Below are 18,893 nucleotides of genomic sequence, written 5' to 3'. Positions count from 1 at the left end.
GAGCGCCGCAAATCTGCAGCCGAACCTCCCAGCCTCAGCCAGCGATCATCTGTCGCAACACATAGTGCAGGATTCCGCCGGCCTTGAAGTACTCCACCTCATTCAAGGTATCGATCCGGCACAACACTTCGATCTGTTCCTGCTGCCCGTCTTCGCGGGTAATGCGCAACGGCAGACTCATGCCCGGACGTATCTGTGCACCGTTCAAGCCCAGCACATCGATCCGCTCCTTGCCGGTCAGCACCAGTTGCTTGCGGTCGTGGCCGGCCTTGAACTGCAGCGGCAGCACGCCCATGCCCACCAGGTTGGAGCGGTGAATGCGCTCGAAACTCTCCGCCAGCACCGCTTTGATGCCCAGCAGGTTTGTACCCTTGGCCGCCCAGTCGCGGCTCGAGCCGGTGCCGTATTCCTGGCCGGCGATTACCACCAGTGGGGTGCCTTCCTGCTGGTAGCGCATGGCCGCGTCGTAGATCGACAGCTTTTCGCCAGTAGGCACGTACAAGGTATTGCCGCCTTCTTCTCCGCCCAGCATTTCGTTGCGAATGCGGATGTTGGCGAAGGTGCCGCGCATCATGACTTCATGGTTGCCGCGCCGCGAACCGTATGAGTTGAAATCGCGCGGTTCCACGCCCTTTTCACGCAGGTAGCGCCCGGCAGGGCTGTCGGCCTTGATGTTGCCGGCAGGGGAGATGTGGTCGGTGGTCACCGAGTCGCCCAGCAGCGCCAGCACCCGCGCGCCTTGGATGTCGGCGATTTGTGGCGGCGGCCCGGCGATGTCGTCGAAGAACGGCGGGTGCTGAATGTAGGTTGAGTCGGCCTGCCACACATAGGTGGCAGCCTGTGGCACCTCGATGGCCTGCCACTGCGCATCGCCGGCAAACACTTCGGCGTATTCCTTGTGGAACATCGCGGTATCGACCTTGGCCACGGCCGCAGCAATTTCCTGCTGGCTGGGCCAGATATCGTGCAGGTACACCGGTTGCCCGTCCTTGCCGGTGCCCAGCGGGTCGCGGGTCAGGTCCAGGCGAACGCTGCCGGCCAGTGCGTAAGCCACTACCAACGGTGGCGAAGCCAGCCAGTTGGTTTTGACCAGTGGGTGCACGCGGCCTTCGAAGTTGCGGTTGCCCGACAGCACCGAGGCTACGGTAAGGTCGGCGCTGCCGATGGCTTTCTCGATCGCTTCGTCCAGCGGGCCCGAGTTGCCGATGCAGGTGGTGCAGCCATAGCCGACCAGGTCGAAGCCCAGTTGCTCAAGGTAGGGGGTGAGCCCGGCGGCCTTGAAATAGTCCGTGACAACCTTGGAGCCTGGTGCCAGGGAACTCTTGACCCAGGGTTTGCGTTGCAGGCCTTTTTCCACGGCCTTTTTGGCCACCAGCCCGGCAGCCATCATCACGCTGGGGTTGGAGGTGTTGGTGCACGAGGTGATCGCCGCAATTACCACGGCGCCATCGCGCAGGGTGTGAGTCTGGCCTGCATGGCTGTAATCGATCTCGCCAGCCTGGTCGGCGTTGCCCACCGCTACGCCGCCCCCGCCCTCGCTTTCCAGGCGGCCGACTTCTTTTGCCAGTGGCTTGGGCTGCAGTTCGATGAAATGGTCAAAGGCCTGACTGACCTGGCCCAGCGCCACGCGGTCCTGTGGCCGTTTCGGCCCGGCCAGGCTTGCTTCGACCTCGTGCATGTCCAGTGCGAGGCTGTCGCTGAACAGCGGCTCCTGCCCCGGCAGGCGCCACAGGCCTTGGGCCTTGCAGTACTGCTCGACCAGTTGCACTGTCGCTTCGGGGCGGCCCGACAGGCGCAGATAGTCCAGCGTCACCTGGTCAACCGGGAAGAAACCGCAGGTGGCGCCATATTCGGGCGCCATATTGGCGATGGTCGCACGGTCAGCCAAGGGCAGCTCGGCCAGGCCGTCGCCATAAAATTCGACGAACTTGCCCACCACACCCTTCTTGCGCAGCATCTGCGTCACCGTCAGTACCAGGTCGGTGGCGGTAATACCTTCGCGCAGCTTGCCGGTCAGTTTGAAGCCGATTACCTCGGGGATCAGCATCGACACGGGTTGGCCGAGCATGGCCGCCTCGGCTTCGATGCCACCGACACCCCAGCCGAGCACGCCCAGGCCATTGATCATGGTGGTGTGCGAGTCGGTACCGACAAGGGTGTCGGGGAAGGCGTAGGTGCGGCCATCGGCTTCACGGGTCCAAACCGTACGGCCCAGGTATTCAAGGTTGACCTGGTGGCAGATGCCGGTGCCCGGCGGCACTACGCGGAAGTTGTCGAAGGCGCTCTGCCCCCAGCGCAAGAAAGCATAGCGCTCGCCATTGCGCTGCATTTCGATGTCCACGTTCTCGTGGAAGGCCTGCGGCGTGCCGTAATGGTCGACCATTACCGAGTGGTCGATCACCAGGTCCACCGGTGACAACGGGTTGATCCGCTGGGGGTCGCCGCCGGCCTTGGCCATTGCCGCGCGCATGGCGGCCAGGTCGACCACGGCCGGCACACCGGTGAAGTCCTGCATCAGCACCCGCGCCGGGCGGTACTGGATCTCGCGATCAGAACGCCGCTCGCTCAGCCACTGGGCGAGGGCGCGCAAGTCGTCGCCGGTGACGGTATGGCCGTCCTCCCAGCGCAGCAGGTTTTCCAGCAGCACTTTCAGCGACATGGGCAAGCGTTGCAGGTCACCCAACTGGCGGGCGGCCTCGGTAAGGCTGAAATAATGGTAGGTCTGGTCCCCGACCTGGAGGGGCTTGAGGGTGTTCAGGCTATCGAGCGAGGGCATTGCCAACTCCTTCTGCGCCGGTGCCCGGCAAATATTAAAGGTCTGCCGGTGTCACCGCTCTGTGTCGATCCGCACGGTACGGACCTGGCTGAGTGGTCAGGTTAGACCGCTTTGCGGCCCCTGACCCTTTTCTGGACCGGCGGGGCGTGTCGCAGGTTCCGAACTTCCTTTATCATCGCCGCCCTGCCGGCGCCTGTTGCGCGCCAGCCGTAGTGGAGTGAGAGATGAATACCCTGTTCATGCATTGCCGGCCTGGTTTCGAGGGCGAGGTGTGCGCCGAAATCAGCGAACATGCTGCCCGCCTTGGCATTGCGGGCTACGCCAAAGGCAAGCCGCACAGTGCCAGCGCCGAGTTTGTCTGTACCGAAGAAGGCGGTGCCGAGCGGCTGATGGGGGCGTTGCGTTTCAGCGAGCTGATTTTCCCGCGGCAGTGGGCCCGGGGCGGTTATGTCGAGCTGCCGGAAAGTGACCGCATCAGTGTGTTGCTGGCACAGTTGGCCGAACTGCCGGTGTTTGGCAGCCTGTGGCTGGAAGTGCTGGACAGTAACGACGGCAAGGAATTGTCTACGTTCTGCCGCAAGTTCGAAGTGCCGCTGCGCAAAGCACTGGAAAAGGCCGGCCGCCTGGTTGACGATGCCAGCCGCCCACGCCTGCTGCTCACCTTCATCAGCGGCCGGCGGGTGTTTGCCGGTGTTGCCCCGGTCAACAACAGTGCGCTGTGGCCCATGGGTATTGCGCGCCTGAAATTCCCTCGCGAGGCGCCCAGCCGCTCGACCCTCAAGCTGGAGGAAGCGTGGCACCAGTTCATCCCGCGCGAGCAATGGGACCAGCGCCTGGGGGATGACATGACCGGCGTTGACCTGGGCGCCTCGCCAGGTGGCTGGACTTACCAGTTGGTGCGCCGGGGCATGCTGGTGACCGCCATCGACAACGGCCCGATGGCCGAAAGCCTGATGGACACTGGCCTGGTCCAGCACCTGATGGCTGATGGTTTTACCTGGCAGCCCAAGCAGCCGGTTGACTGGATGGTGTGCGACATCGTCGAGAAGCCGGCGCGCACCACCTCGCTGATCGAAACCTGGCTGGGGGAGGGGTTGTGCCGCGAGGCGGTGGTCAACTTGAAACTGCCGATGAAGCAGCGCTATGCCGAAGTGCGCCGGCTGCTCGACCGCATGGAGGCGACGTTCAAGGCGCGCAAGATCAGGGTGTCGATTGCCTGCAAGCAGCTGTATCACGACCGTGAGGAAGTGACTTGCCACCTGCGCCGGCTCGATCTGAAGCCGCGCTGAGCCCAGCGCGCTGTTCGCGCTCCAGCTGTAGCTCTTGTTCTAGCTCTTGCTTCGGTTTTTGCTTCTAAGCGCGCGGTAGTCCAGGCGACGCAGGTTGCGACTTCAGGAGGCCGAGCGCAGGGCTTGCGAAGGGAGGTGACGGGCATGGATGCCCGTCAAGCGCTGGGCCCCAGGATGGGGCCTGCAGCGCGGTCCTCCCGGGAGCAAGCCCGGAGCGAGGGGACCCCGGAGCGAAGCGCAGGGGCCGGATGATGGGAGCGGACGGCTTTGGTTACTTTGGCCAAGACCAAAGTAACCCGCCGGAAGGGCGGAAAGGTGACTCGGCGCCACCTGCGCGAACGAATGTCTACACTGTGTTGAGGCCCACCTCGCAAGAAGCTAAAAAGCGGATATGGCTGTTTTGGTGCATCGAACAGTCCGTTTGCGATGGTGACGCTGACTCACCTTTTCGCCCTTACGGCGAGTCACTTTTTGTCAGACGCGACAAAAAGTAACCAAAAAACGCTGCGCTCCGATCATCCGGCCCCTGCGCTGCGCTCCGGGGTCCCCTCACTCCGGCCTCGCTCCCGGGAGGATGGCGCTGCAGGCCCCATCCTGGGGCCCAGCGCTTGACGGGCATCCATGCCCGTCACCTCCCTTCGCAAGGCCTGCGTTCGGCCTCCTGAAGTCGCGAAGATCCAAGATCAAGATCAAGATCAAGATCAAGATCAAGAGCTGGGCCGGGGGGGGGGCGCAGCTGGGCATTTCTCAAGCGGTGCTTGGACCGCGTCGCGCTATGCGCGACAATGGCGATCATTTTCGGAGCCCCCCATGACCGATTTCACCCCCGACGCCATCCTCGATGCAACCGGCCTGAACTGCCCGGAACCGGTGATGATGCTGCACCAGCACGTGCGTGGCCTGGCCGCTGGCGGCCTGCTGAAGGTCATCGCCACCGACCCGTCGACCCGCCGCGACATTCCCAAGTTCTGCAACTTCCTCGGCCACGAACTGCTGCAACAGCAAGAGGACGCCGGTACTTTCTTGTACTGGATCCGCAAGAAAGCCGACTGAAGCGCTCTGGAACACGCCCGACGTTGCGCCTACACTGCGTTCCCCAGACAGGAGAGCGCCATGCTGATAGTTGCCGACGAGAACATCCCGCTGCTCGATGCCTTCTTCCAGGGTTTCGGTGAAATCCGCCGTTACCCCGGCCGAAGCCTCGATGCCGCCAGCGTCAAGGACGCCGATATCCTGCTGGTGCGCTCGGTAACCAAGGTCGACCGCCAGTTGCTCGAAGGCAGCCGTGTACGGTTTGTCGGCACCTGCACCATCGGCACCGATCACCTGGACCTGGACTACTTTGCCCAAGCCGGCATTCGCTGGAGCAGTGCGCCGGGCTGCAATGCCCGCGGTGTGGTCGATTACGTGCTAGGCAGCCTGCTGACCCTGGCCGAGCTGGATGGAGCAGCACTGCCCGAACGTGTGTACGGGGTAGTGGGTGCGGGTGAGGTGGGTGGCCGCCTGGTGCGGGTGCTGCACGGCCTGGGGTGGAAGGTGCTGGTGTGCGACCCGTTGCGCCAGGCCGCCGAGGGCGGCAACTACGTTAGCCTGGAAACCATTGTGCAACAGTGCGATGTGATCAGCCTGCATACCCCGTTGCAGCGCGGTGGCGAGCACCCGACCTGGCACCTGTTGGGCCAGGCGCAGCTCGCGCAGTTGCGCCCGGGTGCCTGGCTGATCAATGCCAGCCGAGGCCCGGTGGTGGACAACGCCGCCTTGCGCGAGCTGCTGCTGGACCGTGAAGATGTGCATGCGGTGCTGGATGTGTGGGAGGGCGAGCCACAGGTCGACCTGCAATTGGCCGACCTGTGCACCTTGGCCTCGCCGCACATTGCCGGCTACAGCCTCGACGGCCGCCAGCGTGGCACGGCGCAGATCTACCAGGCGCTGTGCCGTTTCCTGGGGGTGCATGAGCAGGTGCAGCTGGCAGACTTGCTGCCCCGACCGCCGCTGGCGCAGATCGAGCTGGATGCCAGCACTGACCCGGCTTGGGCATTGGCGACCCTGTGCCGCGCCGTGTACGACCCACGACGCGACGATGCCGACTTCCGTCGCAGCCTGAGTGATGACCCGCAGCAGCAGCGTGCGGCGTTCGACCAGTTGCGCAAACAGTACCCGCCTCGGCGCGAGATCGAAGGGCTGGCGGTGCGCTTGCGCGGAGAGTCGCCGCAGTTGGCGCAGCTGGTCAGTGCCTTGGGGGCTGAGTTGGTCTGACAAGTTGGCAATTCCCCAGGTTTTTGCAGTCCCCTGTAGGCGCGGCGTCCACCGGCTGCCAGGCAATAAAAACCCGGCGCATGCGCCGGGTTGCAAAAAATCCGCCGATTAACCTTTGCGTACGCGCTCGACCCGGCTTTCTTCCAGAGCCTTGCAGGCCTGCTGGATCATCTGCTCGGTGATAGGCACTTCGCGCCCCTTGCCGTCGATGATCGAACCGCACGCCTGTGATTGCGGGATGGTCTGGGGCTTCTGGTTGTCATTGCCATGCTGCAAGCTCATGCACTGTCTCCTCTTCAGGTTCAAGGTCAGGGTAGCCCTGCGCCGTGACTGGCCTGTGACAGCTTCTGTGTCACGGCAGCAACAGTCCAACAGAAACCCTGTGAAAGCTCCATGATCTGTTTAGACCAATGCGTTATAGCAACCTGCGTACACTCCACCGACCCGGATGAATGATAGTCTGCGGTTTCCCCGCCATTGTGGTCGCTGCCATGCCAGAATCGGTTTCTCCTCGCCAACGCCGTGCCTTGCGCCTGGCTTGGCAGTTCGTCCGTCCGTACCGCCGCCAGGTGCTACTGGCCTTGTTGGCCCTGGTGGTCACTGCCGCCATCACCCTGTCCATGGGCCAGGGCATCCGCCTGCTGGTAGACCAGGGCTTCATGACCCGCTCCGCGCACCAACTCAACCAGACCATCGGGCTGTTCCTGCTGCTGGTGCTGGCTTTGGCAGTGGGCACCTTCAGTCGTTTCTACCTGGTGTCGTGGATTGGCGAGCGCTGCGTGGCCGATATCCGCCGTGCCGTGTTCGACCACCTGATCGGCCTGCACCCCGGTTTTTTTGAAGACAACCGCAGCTCCGAGATCCAGTCGCGACTGACCTCCGACACCACCTTGCTGCAATCGGTCATCGGCTCCTCGTTGTCGATGTTCCTGCGTAACGCGCTAATGGTCATTGGCGGTGTGGTGCTGCTGTTCATCACCAACCCCAAGCTCACCAGCATCGTGGTGGTGGCCCTGCCGCTGGTGCTGGCACCGATCCTGTTGTTCGGCCGGCGGGTGCGCAGCCTGTCGCGCCAGAGCCTGGACCGGGTGGCCGATGTGGGCAGCTACGTGGCCGAGACCTTGGGGCAGATCAAGACAGTACAGGCCTACAACCACCAGGCACATGACCGCGAGCGTTTCGCCGACACGGTCGAAGCCGCATTTGGCGTCGCCCGCAAGCGGATTGCCCAGCGTGCCTGGCTGATTACCTTGGTGATCGTGCTGGTGTTGGGGGCGGTGGGGGTGATGCTGTGGGTCGGCGGCATGGATGTAATTGCCGGGCGTATTTCCGCAGGCGAGCTGGCGGCTTTTGTGTTCTACAGCCTGATCGTCGGTAGCGCGTTCGGCACCCTGAGTGAGGTGATCGGCGAGCTGCAACGTGCGGCGGGTGCGGCCGAGCGTATCGCCGAACTGTTGGCGGCGCGCAGCGCGATCCTGCCACCCACCGTGGCGCAGGCGCTACCGCAGCAGCGGGCCAGCGGACATATCGAGCTGCAGCAGTTGGTATTCGCCTACCCGTCACGGCCCTCGGTGGCGGCTGTCGATGGCCTGAGCCTGGTCATCGAGCCTGGGCAGACCGTGGCCTTGGTTGGCCCTTCGGGGGCGGGCAAGTCGACCCTGTTCGATTTGTTGCTGCGCTTCTACGACCCCCAGCAAGGGTGCATCCTGCTCGATGGGCTGCCGGTTACCGAGCTGGATCCCGACCAATTGCGACGGCAGTTTGCCCTGGTGGCGCAAAACCCCTCACTGTTTCGTGGCACGGTGGAGGCCAATATCCGTTATGGCCGGCCCGAGGCGACCCTGGCGGAGGTCGAAGCAGCGGCGCATGGCGCCTATGCCGACGAATTTATCCGGCAGCTGCCGCAAGGCTACCAGACGCCCTTGGGCGAGGGCGGCATCGGCCTTTCCGGTGGCCAGCGCCAGCGCCTGGCGATTGCCCGTGCGTTGCTGGTCGATGCACCGATCCTGTTGCTGGATGAGGCCACCAGCGCGCTCGATGCGCAGAGCGAGCACCTGATCCAGCAGGCATTGCCCAGCCTGATGGCCGGGCGTACCACGCTGGTGATCGCCCATCGCCTGGCCACGGTGCAGCACGCCGAGCGCATCGCGGTCATCGACAAGGGGCGGGTGGTGGCGGTGGGCACCCACCGCCAGTTGATCGAGGAAAGCCCACTGTATGCGCGGCTGGCGGCCTTGCAATTCACAAGCGGCTAACGCGTCGTAAGCTTGTAACAATTTTGTAGCAATTGCCTGAGAGTATCTGGCTCAACTGTTGCGTAAGTGCTCGACCTGGCTGCCATTGCTTGATGGCAGCTTTTTTTTGGCCTGCCAACAAGGACATGGAATGTCTTACCTGGTGTTGCGGATGCGCGCCATTCCTTTCCTTCCGGTTTCGAGATCCACGATGTTGCGTAAATCCCTCAGAGTGCAAATTCTCTCGCTGCTTGGCGGTAGCCTGGTGGCGATGCTGCTGATCGCACTGGTGTGTTTCCAGTTTTTGTCGTCCAGCGTGCGCGGTTATGCTGAGTTGGTCGACGGGCCGCTTCGGGCCTCGCAACTGATTGACGAAGCCAACCTGCAGTTCAAGATCCAGGTGCAGGAATGGAAGAACGTGCTGCTGCGCGGGCGTCAGCCGGCTGAGCTGGACAAGTACTGGCAGCAGTTTCAGGCGCGCGAGCAACAGGTGCAGCAACTGCTCGGGCAATTGATCGACAGCAGCGACGCCAGGCTCAAGGCGCCGTTGCAGCAATTGCGTGATAGCCACCGACAGTTGGGCCAGGCCTATGCGCAGGGCCGTCAGGCCTTCGTCGCCGCGGGTGGCGACCCGGTCGCCGGCGATCGGGCGGTCAAGGGCGTGGATCGCGCAGCCAGTGAGCAGATGAGCGAACTGGTCGAGCAATTGCGTGCCGATGCCCGCCAGCGCGCGGCCAGTATCAGCGCCAGCGCCGAGCGCACGGTATGGCTGGGCCTGCTGGTGATGCTGGCCTCGGCGGTGACAGTGGGGCTGCTCAGCCTGTGGCTGGTGAACCGCAGCCTGATCGAGCCGATCCGCCAGCTGATCGAGTATGTTGCGCAGCTGAGCCAGGGCCGTTTTGCCGCCCGGGTGGACAGCCGCCGGGAGGATGAACTGGGGCGCCTGGCGCGGGCCGCCAATACCCTGCGCGACTTCCTCGCCGACACCGTCGGCCGGCTGAAGGACAATGCCCAGGAGCTGGAAGGTGCCAGCGGCCAGTTGCGCAGCATTGCCGGCGACATGGCCTGCGGCACCCATGACCAGTTCCAGCGTACCGACCAGGTGGCCACGGCCATGCACGAGATGTCTGCCACCGCTCAGGAAGTTGCCCGCCATGCTGCAGAAGCTGCCCGTGCGGCGGATGACGCCGACCACAGTGCCCAGGCCGGTGAGCAGGTCATGCAGCAGACTATCGACATCATTGGCGTGGTCAACCGCGAAATCGCCGGTACCGCAGCGGTGATCCGCGACCTGGAGCATGACAGCACCCGTATCGGCAAAGTACTGGAAGTGATCCGCGGTATTGCCGAGCAGACCAACCTGCTGGCGCTCAACGCGGCGATCGAAGCGGCCCGCGCTGGTGAGGCCGGGCGGGGCTTTGCGGTAGTGGCCGATGAGGTGCGCAGCCTGGCCCAGCGCACGGCAGCCTCGATTGCCGAGATCCATCAGATCATCGAAGCGGTGCAGTCGGGCGCGGTGGAAGCGGTGAAGGCCATCGAAAGCGGCCAGCAGCGAAGCGAAGAGGGGGCCGAGCAGGTGCAGCAGGCCGGGCAGATGTTGCAGCGCATCACCCTGGCGGTAGAGGCGATCCGCGACATGAACCGGCAGATCGCCACGGCGGCCGAAGAACAGACCAGCGTGGCCGAAGACATCTCGCGCAACCTCATCGAAATCACCCGTATTGCCACGGCCAACCAGGCGTCTGTGCAGTACACCGAGCAGGCGGGGCAACGCCTGCATGGGTTGTCGGGGCAACTGGGTGAAGTGACCTCGCGCCTGAGCGCCTGACAATTTCAGCGCAACAAAAAGCCCGCGCAAGGCGGGCTTTTTGAAAGGATCTGGTCGGAGAGACAGGATTCGAACCTGCGGCCTTCTCGTCCCGAACGAGACGCGCTACCTGGCTGCGCTACACTCCGATGAACAAAATCCTACTGCATCCGGTTTTTGCCCGCAAGCCCTTGTTGTTTAAAGGGCCATTGGCAAAAAAAGGTGTTTTTCACAGCTCTTTGACGGTGCGGATCTGGTCCTTGTTCAGGCGCGTGCGCTTACCGTCGAGCTGCTCGAATTCGTAGAAACCGGAGTCTTCGTCAAAGGACGGTTTGTCGGTTGCCTGGATCTCCCGGCCATCGTTCAGGGTGATGACGGTAGGGGTCGAGCAGCCAGCGAGGGCGCCCAGGCCCAGAGCGAGCAGGAAGGCGGGTAGGGTCCGTTTGATCATCGTGTTTCTCCAAGTGCGATGGTGCTAGATGACATTTATGACGCAGGACTTTAGTGCAAGTTCACTGCAAGTGCAGCATAGCGACAAATCTGTCCCCTTGATCCAGGGCAAGGCTGATGGGCGCAACGCCGGAAAAGGTACGCTGTGATATAACTGCGGCCATCTCATCCTGTTGTGACGGACACCCATGAAAGCCAAGGCAGATACCCCCTTCGTGGCGCTGAACATCGCCGTGCTGACGGTCAGCGACACCCGTACCTTCGACACCGACACCTCTGGCCAGCTGTTCGTCGACCGCCTGAGCGCCGCGGGCCACCACCTGGCCGAGCGTGTGCTGCTCAAGGACGACCTGTACAAGATTCGCGCCCAGGTCGCCACCTGGATTGCCGATGACAGCGTGCAAGTGGTGCTGATTACGGGCGGTACTGGCTTTACCGGCCGTGACAGCACGCCCGAGGCGGTGGCCTGCCTGCTGGACAAGCAGGTCGATGGCTTTGGCGAGCTGTTCCGGCAGATCTCCGTGGCCGATATTGGCACCTCCACCGTGCAATCGCGCGCCTTGGCCGGGCTGGCCAACGGCACGTTGGTCTGCTGCCTGCCGGGCTCTACCAATGCGGTGCGCACGGGCTGGGATGGCATCCTGGCCGAGCAGCTCGATGCACGCCATCGCCCCTGCAACTTCGTGGCGCACCTGAAGCAGGCAGCGGCCTGTGACAGCCGTGGCTGAGGTCAGCCAGGCCCGGCCGCTGATGCCGGTGGAGCAAGCCCTGGGGCAACTGCTGGCGCTGGCCGAAACGGCGCCAATCCGTGACATCGAGAACCTGCCGTTGGCCGAGGCCGAGGGCCGCGTACTGGCCACCGACCTGGTGGCCTCGCTCGACCTGCCGCCCTGGCCGAACAGTGCCATGGACGGCTATGCCTTGCGCAAGGCCGACTGGCAAGGCGAGCCTCTGCCGGTCAGCCAGCGGATCTTCGCCGGCCATGCGCCGCAGCCGCTGCAGCCAGGCACCTGTGCGCGCATTTTCACCGGGGCGCCTGTGCCCGAAGGTGCCGACTGCGTCGAAATGCAGGAAAACACCGAAGTGGTCGACGGCGGTCGGGTGCGCTTTCTCGCACCTTTGCAGGCTGATCAGAACATTCGCCCCCAAGGCCAGGAAACCCGCAAGGGCGAGCAGGTGATGAGCGCCGGTACCCGGCTGGGGCCGATCGAACTGGGCTTGGCGGCGACGCTGGGTCACGGCCGCCTGGACGTGGTGCGCAAGGTGCGGGTGGCGGTGCTGTCCACGGGAGACGAACTGGTCGAGCCTGGTCTGCCCTTGGGGCCGGGGCAAATCTACAACAGCAATCGTCGGCTGCTGGTCAGCTGGCTGCAGCGGCTGGGCTGCGATGTTGTGGATGCAGGCATCCTGCCGGATGACCTGGCGCTGACCCGCGCATGCCTGGCTTCGCTGGGCGACGTTGATTTGATCTTGTCTACCGGTGGTGTTTCGGTGGGCGAGGCCGACTACCTGGGCGCGGCGCTGCGCGAAGCCGGCGAACTGGCCTTGTGGAAGCTGGCGATCAAGCCGGGCAAGCCACTGACCTTCGGCCACTTCCAGGGCGTACCGGTGATCGGCCTGCCGGGTAACCCGGCCTCGACCTTGGTCACCTTTGGCCTGCTAACCCGGCCTTACCTGTTGCGCCGCCAGGGTGTGCCGGATGTCACGCCGCTGCGCTTCGACATGCCGGCAGGCTTTGACTGGCCCAAGCCTGGCACCCGGCGCGAGTACCTGCGTGCACGCATCGAGCACGGCCAGGTGCGTATCTACAAGAACCAGAGCTCTGGCGTGCTGCGTAGCGCGGCGTGGGCCGAGGGGCTGGTAGAAGTGCGTGAGGGCAGCACACTGAAACAAGGTGACAGCGTGCCGTTCATTCCCTTCAGCGAGCTACTTGGCTGAGCGGCCCAGCCAGGCACTGCCCAGTGGGGCGGCCTCTGACGGTGCTGCCTGGGTCAGGCGCATGTGCACATTCTCCAGCTGCTGTGCGGCTACGCTCCAGTCATGACGCTGGCGGGCCAACTGGCGCCCGGCAGCGCTCAACTGGCTCATGCGCCAGGGCTGGTTGAGCAGTTGGGTGATCAGCAGGGCCAGCTGGTCGCCGTCATCACTGCCCAGGTAGTGCTCACCATTGTTTGCGCTCAGGCCCGATACGCCTTTGCCGGTTGTGATTACCGGTAGGCCTGCTGCCATGGCCTCGAGGATTTTTACCTTGGAGCCGCCGGCATAGCGCAGCGGCGCGAAGAACAGTGCCGAACGTTTTTGCAACTCACGCAGGTCAGGGCGGTAGCCGAACCATTCGATGCGCGGGTCGTTCCAGTGCAGTTTCCAGCTAGCCGGCAGGGCGTGCCCGGCTATTGCCAGGCGCACTGCCGGGTTGCTCATCCACACCTGCGGCATGATGTCCTCCAGCGCCCACTCGATGGCCTCCAGGTTGGCGCCATATTCGAAGTTGCCGACGAACAACAGGCGCTGGCTGTGTAGCGCGGGTTCCACGTGCTGGTAGAAATCACAGTCAACCCCATTGACCACTACGTTTACCGGCCGTCCGCTGATCTGCGCGATCAGCTCGGCATCGTGGGCGCTGACTGCCACCAGTTCGGTGGGCTGGCGGAGCACCCTGTGTTCCCAGCGGCGGTAGCGCCAGCGGTCGAAGGCGTTGAGAGGACGCAGCCACAAGGGCAGCCGGTCGTGGCAGGCCCCGCCCATCACCGACTCCAGCGTGTGTTCGCTTAGCATGTAGGGCAGCCCGCGGGCCTGCAGCGCTTTTTCGAAGGGTTGAAAACTGTAGCTGTGCTCGATCTGGATCACGTCCCAGGGTTCGTCCAGCAATTGCTCGAAACGGTGCCGCAGACAAGGCGAAAGGCCGTTGATGATGGCCCGCATGGGGTAGTCGATGATTGGCGAAGCCAGCAGGTTCAACGGGCTGTGCAATGGCCGACGGGGTATTACGATCAGGCGTTCGAGCAGGGGCTCCAAGGCTTCGCGGGCTGCGTCGCTCAGGGGTATTTTTGACTGCGCCAACAGGGTAATGCGATGGCCCTTCTGCGCCAGTGCGCGTATCAGGTGGTATTGCCGGGTCTTGCTGCCACTGGTGGTCGGCCAGGGTAGATAGGGCAGTGTCCAGAGAATGCGCATGACCCGGAATCCTCGCTAAAGGCCGCGGATGTAAAGACGCGCCCATCGCCAGTGTGCTGAGTACCACTGCCGGGGCGCGTCCATGGCTAGGGTTCGGAGCCCCACACACAAGCGTCAAAAGACTGACTTGCCAGGGGCGTTGTTTGCCTAGGTCAAAAACTTGTCAAATGTTCATTTTCTGAGCATAGCGCGCATTGTCGGGTGTGGGAAAAAGACCACGCACGCTTCGGTATTTTTTTGTGGGCATGCAACGATCCGCGGCCGTGTGTGGTCGAGATCTGCGTCGGTCAATTTCTCGGAGACGCGCGATGCAAGGGCGCAAGGCAATGCTGATTCTGCACGGCAAGCAGGCGATGAATGAAGAGCTGCGCAGCGCCGTGCTGGATCTGCGTGATACAGGCTGGGTGCTGGATGTGCGGGTCACCTGGGAGGCAGGTGACGCGCAGCGCCTGGTCGGCGAGGCGCTGACGGCTGGCTACAGCCATATCGTCGCTGGCGGTGGGGATGGCACTTTGCGGGATGTGGCCGAGGCCATGGGGCTGGCGGGCGCCGGAGCCAGCCTGGCGTTGTTGCCGCTGGGCACGGCCAACGATTTCGCCAAAGCCGCCGGCATACCCTTGGAGCCCGCTGCGGCACTGGCGCTGCTGAATGCGCCCGCGCAGGCCATTGACCTGGGCCAGGCCGGCGACCAGTTGTTCCTCAACATGGCCACGGGTGGGTTTGGTAGCCAGGTCACCGCCAACACCTCCGAAGACCTGAAAAAAGTGCTGGGTGCTGCGGCCTACCTGTTCACTGGCTTGTCACGTTTCAGCGAATTGCAGGCCGCTTCTGTTGAGCTGCAGGGGCCTGACTTCCATTGGCAGGGGAGCTTGCTGGCACTGGGTATCGGTAATGGTCGTCAGGCTGGGGGCGGTCAAGTGCTATGCCCCGACGCGGTGGTGAACGACGGCTTGCTCGACATCGCCATCCTGCCAGCGCCACAAGAGGTGGTTGGGGCGCTGCGTGACCTGCTGGCGGGTGACGGCCTGTTCGTTCGGGCCAGGTTACCTTGGGTCGAGATCAAGAGTGCCCAAGGCCTGGACATGAACCTTGACGGCGAGCCTTTGCAGGCCGACAACCTGCGCTTCCAGGCCAGGCCTGCCGCGTTACGCCTGCACCTGCCGGCCGGGTCGCCATTGCTTAGTCATCCAGGCTGATGATTTTCTCGCGTACGGCGAACAGCACAAGCCCGGCCACGTCATGAATCTGCAGGCGCTTCATGATTTGCGAGCGGTGGGTTTCGACGGTCTTGATCGACAGGCCCAGGCCAGTGGCGATTTCCCGAGTGGCCTTGCCGCGTACGATCAGGCGCAGGATTTCCAGTTGGCGAGCAGTGAGGTTGTGCCGCTCGCCAGCAGCTTGCTTGCCATTCTTGGTGTGCCGTAGGGCCTGGTTGATGACCGTATGGGCGATGGCCGGGCTTAGGTAGCGTTCGCCGTTGCGTACCGCACCAAGGGCTTGTTCCAGCTCGGTGGCACTGGTGTCTTTGAGCAGGTAGCCGTGGGCGCCGCTTTCCAGAGCTCGCATGATCAGGTCCGGGTCAGTGTGCATCGACAGGATCAGTACCTTGCACGGACTGCCGCTTGCCCGCAGTTGAGTGAGTGCATCCAGGCCGCTGGTCGAACGCATGGAGATGTCCAGCAAGACGATGTCGGGCGCCAGCGCGCGCACGTTGTCGAGCAGTTGGCTGCCGTCGTCTGCTTCCCCGATGACGTCATACCCAGGAATGTCGCAGACCAGTGCGCGCACACCGGCGCGGATCAGCGAGTGGTCGTCTACCAGCAAAAGTCTACAGATCATGGGTGTTCGTACTCCCGGCACGTTGCTGAGTACGCGCAGGCCAAGGGAACACTGCCTCGATACGCGTGCCAAGGCCGCGCTGGCTGGTGATGTCGAGGCTACCCTGCAATGCGGTGACCCGCTCCTGCATGCCGGCCAGGCCACGCTGGCCAGCTGCGGCGGGGTGCCGCGTCGGGACGAACCCACAGCCATCGTCCTGAATCGACAACGCCAGCCCCTCTGGGGTGCGCTGCAGCTGGATGATCAGGTTGCCTGCCTGGGCGTGGCGCAGCATGTTGGTCACCGCTTCCTGGGTAATGCGAAACACCGCCATGGCCACTGCCTCGTCGATGCCGCCCAGGCGTTGGTTGCACGCCAGGCTCCAGTGCACGTCGCTGTTGGCCAGGGTGCGCACCAGGTGCGCGCGCAGGCTGGCTTCAAGGCCAAGACTGGCCAATTGCCGAGGGTTGAGCAGGGCGGACACGTCGCGCACGTTGCCCAAGGTGTCATCCAGTGTGCTGCGCAGGGTGTTGCAGTGGCTCTGCAGTTCGTCTGGCATGCGCCGTTGCAACCACTGCAGTTGCAGCTTGGCAGCGGTCAGCATCTGACCGATGTCGTCATGCAGTTCGCGGCTTAAGTGCTGGCGCTCGTCTTCCTGGACCTTGAGCATGCGCTCGGCCAGTTCCGCCGGGCGCAGGCTGATCGACCTTGCGCCCAGGGCCAGATAGGCGACAGTGGCCAGCGTAGCGGCCAGTTGCAGAGCCAGCAGGCTGGCCGGGATTGCCTGCTGGGTAAAGTAGAGCACCAGATTGGCGACCAGCGAGGCCACGCATAGCGCGGCCGTGGCCCAAGGCAGCAGGGCAACGCGGGACCAGCAACGCAAAGAAGTCTTCAAGCGTGGGAGCATAGGTAGGGAAGCCACTGAAGTATTGCTGATGGAGGCCTTGCACAATGCTGCTCAGAGGCTTTGGCGCAGTACTTTCGATTTCTTTTCTGACACGTGATCGTTCAACCTTTATTCAGGTTGCAAGCGTTTGTGGGGGCGCATATTACCACTTCGCACTGTATCGGTCGCGGCTGGGTAACGCCTTGAAACGCCTGCGGGTGGGGCATTTGGCGGGTAGCAAAGTGCCACCCTTTGATCGCGCACTATGCACTTGTCGCTTAACTCGTGCGGTAATCATTCAACGTGGCCCCCGAGCATTTTTAGAACTTTTCAAGTTTGATCTTGGCGGGGCCTGAACGAGCAGGCTTAGTTGCCTTTTGTGTCTGGTTAATACGGTGGATTCGACCGGCCGGGGCGTGTGCCGGCTGCCACAGTGGTGTGCGAGTGCAGGCACACGCTGCCTTGCTCGTCGCAGGAAGCACAGGACGGCGCAATGGGTTGCTGCACGACCTTGGCCAGGTTTTTCAGCAACACCAGTTGTTCGCCGATGTCCAGGTTCAGCCGCCCGGTACGGGCATCGACCAGTTCCAGTTGCCAGGCCAGCAAGGTAAGGCAGGCCTCTAGCGCGGGCAGGGCTTCACGTTGCAGGCGACCGCGGTGACAGGCGGGGGCGAGCAACTGTTGCAGGGCGTTGGTGTAATGGGCGACTTCACGCAGGCCCAGGCGCGTGGCCTGCCGGGCAAGGTTATCGAGGGTACTGTCCAGGCAGCGGCAGGCATCCGGATCATTGTCGATCAGTTCCAGATGCTGCAGGCACTCCTGAGCCTGGGTCAGCAATATCTGTGCATCCAGCAGGTAATTCTGCAGGGCTTCATCGAACGATAAGGCAGTGTCCATGATCAGGTCCCCGCGCGTGGTGCAGGCGCAGGGGGCGGGCACGCCGAAACGATAGCTAGCAAAAGCCTGACTCCATTCATGCATTGAGAATGGCGTCACATTAATGGCTAAAGGATATCGCGAACATCAGGTTACACCCGATTGCAGCTAAGGGTTTCCCTGATGCCGGGCTAAGGTGGGGAACTTTTGTAGCACCCGCTGAATTCCCATGGACTGCCCGCAGTAATGCATGATGGTAAAGTGATATCAATTGCCTTCACGGCATTTTCCCGCAAGGGTCAAGGTGCACGTGAAGCCGCCGATACAGGGTGGATGTTTTCACTTTTTTGACTCAAGCCTGGGGGTTTTCCAATGGCTGGCATTCTCGACACAGTAGACCAACGCACGCAACTGGTGGGTGAGAACCGCCTGGAAATTCTGATGTTTCGCCTGGCCGGCCGCCAGTTGTTCGCGATCAACGTGTTCAAGGTGCAGGAGGTGCTGCAAATGCCCAAGCTCACCCTGATGCCCCAGCGCCACGCCTTCGTCTGCGGGGTGGTCAACCTGCGTGGCCAGACCCTGCCGGTGATCGACCTGTCCCAGGCGATCGGCATGCGCCCGCTGCAGCCGGGGCCGGACAGCACCATCATCGTCACCGAGTACAACCGTTCGGTTCAGGCCTTCCTGGTGGGCGGTGTCGACCGCATCGTCAACATGAACTGGGAGTCGATCATGCCGCCGCCTGCCAGCGCCGGGCGCCAGCACTACCTGACTGCCATCACCAAGGTCGATGAAAAGCTGGTGGAGGTGATCGACGTGGAGAAGGTGCTGGCCGAGATCGTGCCGTACAACGCCCGGGTCTCTGGCGATAAACTCGCCGACCCGGTGCTGGCCCGTGCCCGTGGCCGCGAGGTGCTGCTGGTGGACGACTCCAGTGTGGCCCTGGCGCAGTTGCGTGACACCCTGTCCCAGCTGGGCATGAAGCTACATGTGGCCAGCGATGGCCTGAAGGCGCTGCGCATGCTCAAGGCCTGGGCCGATGCGGGTGAGGACGTGTGCGAGAAGCTGCTGATGGTGTTTACCGACGCCGAAATGCCGGAAATGGACGGCTACCGGCTGACCACCGAGATCCGCAGTGATGCGCGGCTGCGCCAGCTCTATGTGGTGCTGCATACCTCACTGTCAGGCAGCTTCAATGAATCCATGGTGAAGAAGGTGGGGTGCGACAACTTCCTGTCCAAGTTCCAGCCCGACCGCCTGGTCGATGTGGTCAAGCAACGCCTGCTGCTGGATACCGCCACTGCGTGAACGTTGGGCCGGCCAGGTA

16 protein-coding genes and 1 tRNA gene are annotated in these 18,893 nt (G+C 63.2%); 9 read left to right on the top strand and 8 right to left on the bottom strand.

Going from position 1 to position 18,893, the window contains the following annotated elements; translation table 11 throughout:
• Positions 1 to 34 precede the first annotated feature (34 nt).
• Positions 35 to 2,776, bottom strand: a complete 2,742-nt coding sequence (gene acnA, locus J3A71_RS21000; RefSeq protein ID WP_060519030.1) for an aconitate hydratase AcnA — start codon at positions 2,774 to 2,776, stop codon at positions 35 to 37.
• 224 nt (positions 2,777 to 3,000) lie between these two features.
• On the opposite strand from acnA, the gene rlmM reads away from it, so the two are divergent.
• From rlmM to pdxB, 3 genes are all read left to right on the top strand, one after another.
• Entirely contained in the window at positions 3,001 to 4,065 is a 1,065-nt protein-coding gene (gene rlmM, locus J3A71_RS20995) for a 23S rRNA (cytidine(2498)-2'-O)-methyltransferase RlmM (protein ID WP_016485617.1), read from the top strand.
• Between the two features lie 810 nt (positions 4,066 to 4,875).
• Positions 4,876 to 5,118, top strand: a complete 243-nt coding sequence (gene tusA, locus J3A71_RS20990; protein WP_016485619.1) for a sulfurtransferase TusA — start codon at positions 4,876 to 4,878, stop codon at positions 5,116 to 5,118.
• 60 nt (positions 5,119 to 5,178) lie between these two features.
• Complete coding sequence (pdxB, locus tag J3A71_RS20985) at positions 5,179 to 6,321, top strand: 4-phosphoerythronate dehydrogenase PdxB (RefSeq protein ID WP_023048914.1); 1,143 nt, start codon at positions 5,179 to 5,181, stop codon at positions 6,319 to 6,321.
• 108 nt (positions 6,322 to 6,429) lie between these two features.
• Here pdxB and J3A71_RS20980 read toward each other — a convergent pair whose 3' ends face one another.
• Positions 6,430 to 6,603, bottom strand: coding sequence for a PA1571 family protein (locus J3A71_RS20980; protein WP_016485621.1), 174 nt, complete (start codon positions 6,601 to 6,603; stop codon positions 6,430 to 6,432).
• Positions 6,604 to 6,812: 209 nt separating this feature from the next.
• On the opposite strand from J3A71_RS20980, the gene J3A71_RS20975 reads away from it, so the two are divergent.
• Positions 6,813 to 8,576, top strand: coding sequence for an ABC transporter transmembrane domain-containing protein (locus tag J3A71_RS20975; protein ID WP_024717342.1), 1,764 nt, complete (start codon positions 6,813 to 6,815; stop codon positions 8,574 to 8,576).
• Between the two features lie 190 nt (positions 8,577 to 8,766).
• Positions 8,767 to 10,383, top strand: coding sequence for a methyl-accepting chemotaxis protein (locus J3A71_RS20970; RefSeq protein ID WP_209953200.1), 1,617 nt, complete (start codon positions 8,767 to 8,769; stop codon positions 10,381 to 10,383).
• 51 nt (positions 10,384 to 10,434) lie between these two features.
• Here J3A71_RS20970 and J3A71_RS20965 read toward each other — a convergent pair.
• Both J3A71_RS20965 and J3A71_RS20960 read right to left on the bottom strand, forming a co-directional pair.
• Positions 10,435 to 10,511, bottom strand: a tRNA-Pro gene (locus tag J3A71_RS20965).
• 80 nt (positions 10,512 to 10,591) lie between these two features.
• The gene (locus J3A71_RS20960) at positions 10,592 to 10,813 is read right to left on the bottom strand and encodes a YgdI/YgdR family lipoprotein (RefSeq protein ID WP_016485624.1); all 222 of its coding nucleotides are present in this window, start codon (positions 10,811 to 10,813) and stop codon (positions 10,592 to 10,594) included.
• A gap of 187 nt (positions 10,814 to 11,000) precedes the next feature.
• Here J3A71_RS20960 and moaB point away from each other — a divergent pair, with 187 nt between their 5' ends.
• Positions 11,001 to 11,540, top strand: coding sequence for a molybdenum cofactor biosynthesis protein B (moaB, locus tag J3A71_RS20955; protein WP_016485625.1), 540 nt, complete (start codon positions 11,001 to 11,003; stop codon positions 11,538 to 11,540).
• Positions 11,524 to 12,750, top strand: a complete 1,227-nt coding sequence (gene glp / locus J3A71_RS20950) for a gephyrin-like molybdotransferase Glp (protein ID WP_023048916.1) — start codon at positions 11,524 to 11,526, stop codon at positions 12,748 to 12,750. Before moaB ends, glp begins: the two co-directional genes overlap by 17 nt.
• Here the strand turns inward: glp and J3A71_RS20945 are convergent.
• Positions 12,739 to 13,986 carry a glycosyltransferase family 4 protein gene (locus J3A71_RS20945; protein WP_016485627.1) on the bottom strand — a complete coding sequence of 416 codons (1,248 nt, stop codon included), beginning with the start codon at positions 13,984 to 13,986 and terminating at the stop codon, positions 12,739 to 12,741. The genes glp and J3A71_RS20945 overlap by 12 nt on opposite strands.
• A gap of 308 nt (positions 13,987 to 14,294) precedes the next feature.
• Between J3A71_RS20945 and yegS the strand changes: the two genes are divergently transcribed.
• Positions 14,295 to 15,182 (top strand): lipid kinase YegS, encoded by an 888-nt coding sequence (gene yegS, locus J3A71_RS20940; RefSeq protein ID WP_209953198.1) that lies wholly within the window; start codon positions 14,295 to 14,297, stop codon positions 15,180 to 15,182.
• Here yegS and J3A71_RS20935 read toward each other — a convergent pair.
• From J3A71_RS20935 to J3A71_RS20925, 3 genes are all read right to left on the bottom strand, one after another.
• On the bottom strand, positions 15,166 to 15,825 hold the full coding sequence (locus J3A71_RS20935) for a response regulator transcription factor (protein ID WP_016485629.1): 660 nt from the start codon (positions 15,823 to 15,825) through the stop codon (positions 15,166 to 15,168). The genes yegS and J3A71_RS20935 overlap by 17 nt on opposite strands.
• Positions 15,815 to 16,711 (bottom strand): histidine kinase, encoded by an 897-nt coding sequence (locus tag J3A71_RS20930; RefSeq protein WP_016485630.1) that lies wholly within the window; start codon positions 16,709 to 16,711, stop codon positions 15,815 to 15,817. Before J3A71_RS20930 ends, J3A71_RS20935 begins: the two co-directional genes overlap by 11 nt.
• Before the next feature lie 366 nt (positions 16,712 to 17,077).
• On the bottom strand, positions 17,078 to 17,587 hold the full coding sequence (locus J3A71_RS20925) for a hypothetical protein (RefSeq protein ID WP_024717340.1): 510 nt from the start codon (positions 17,585 to 17,587) through the stop codon (positions 17,078 to 17,080).
• A 351-nt stretch (positions 17,588 to 17,938) separates the two neighbouring features.
• Between J3A71_RS20925 and J3A71_RS20920 the strand changes: the two genes are divergently transcribed.
• Positions 17,939 to 18,874, top strand: a complete 936-nt coding sequence (locus J3A71_RS20920) for a chemotaxis protein CheV (protein ID WP_016485632.1) — start codon at positions 17,939 to 17,941, stop codon at positions 18,872 to 18,874.
• Positions 18,875 to 18,893 lie beyond the last annotated feature (19 nt).

It is taken from the genome of Pseudomonas sp. PvP089 (genome assembly GCF_017875165.1).
Lineage (GTDB): Bacteria > Pseudomonadota > Gammaproteobacteria > Pseudomonadales > Pseudomonadaceae > Aquipseudomonas > Aquipseudomonas fortuita.
This window is presented reverse-complemented; position numbering and strand designations above follow the sequence as displayed.

Coding starts and splice junctions, on each gene's coding strand:
- J3A71_RS20930 (WP_016485630.1), bottom strand. CDS start 16,711: ATGCTCCCACGCTTGAAGACTTCTTTGCGTTGCTGGTCCCGCGTTGCC.
- acnA (WP_060519030.1), bottom strand. CDS start 2,776: ATGCCCTCGCTCGATAGCCTGAACACCCTCAAGCCCCTCCAGGTCGGG.
- J3A71_RS20920 (WP_016485632.1), top strand. CDS start 17,939: ATGGCTGGCATTCTCGACACAGTAGACCAACGCACGCAACTGGTGGGT.
- J3A71_RS20945 (WP_016485627.1), bottom strand. CDS start 13,986: ATGCGCATTCTCTGGACACTGCCCTATCTACCCTGGCCGACCACCAGT.
- yegS (WP_209953198.1), top strand. CDS start 14,295: ATGCAAGGGCGCAAGGCAATGCTGATTCTGCACGGCAAGCAGGCGATG.
- J3A71_RS20975 (WP_024717342.1), top strand. CDS start 6,813: ATGCCAGAATCGGTTTCTCCTCGCCAACGCCGTGCCTTGCGCCTGGCT.
- tusA (WP_016485619.1), top strand. CDS start 4,876: ATGACCGATTTCACCCCCGACGCCATCCTCGATGCAACCGGCCTGAAC.
- J3A71_RS20925 (WP_024717340.1), bottom strand. CDS start 17,587: ATGGACACTGCCTTATCGTTCGATGAAGCCCTGCAGAATTACCTGCTG.
- pdxB (WP_023048914.1), top strand. CDS start 5,179: ATGCTGATAGTTGCCGACGAGAACATCCCGCTGCTCGATGCCTTCTTC.
- moaB (WP_016485625.1), top strand. CDS start 11,001: ATGAAAGCCAAGGCAGATACCCCCTTCGTGGCGCTGAACATCGCCGTG.
- J3A71_RS20980 (WP_016485621.1), bottom strand. CDS start 6,603: ATGAGCTTGCAGCATGGCAATGACAACCAGAAGCCCCAGACCATCCCG.
- J3A71_RS20935 (WP_016485629.1), bottom strand. CDS start 15,825: ATGATCTGTAGACTTTTGCTGGTAGACGACCACTCGCTGATCCGCGCC.
- J3A71_RS20970 (WP_209953200.1), top strand. CDS start 8,767: ATGTTGCGTAAATCCCTCAGAGTGCAAATTCTCTCGCTGCTTGGCGGT.
- rlmM (WP_016485617.1), top strand. CDS start 3,001: ATGAATACCCTGTTCATGCATTGCCGGCCTGGTTTCGAGGGCGAGGTG.
- J3A71_RS20960 (WP_016485624.1), bottom strand. CDS start 10,813: ATGATCAAACGGACCCTACCCGCCTTCCTGCTCGCTCTGGGCCTGGGC.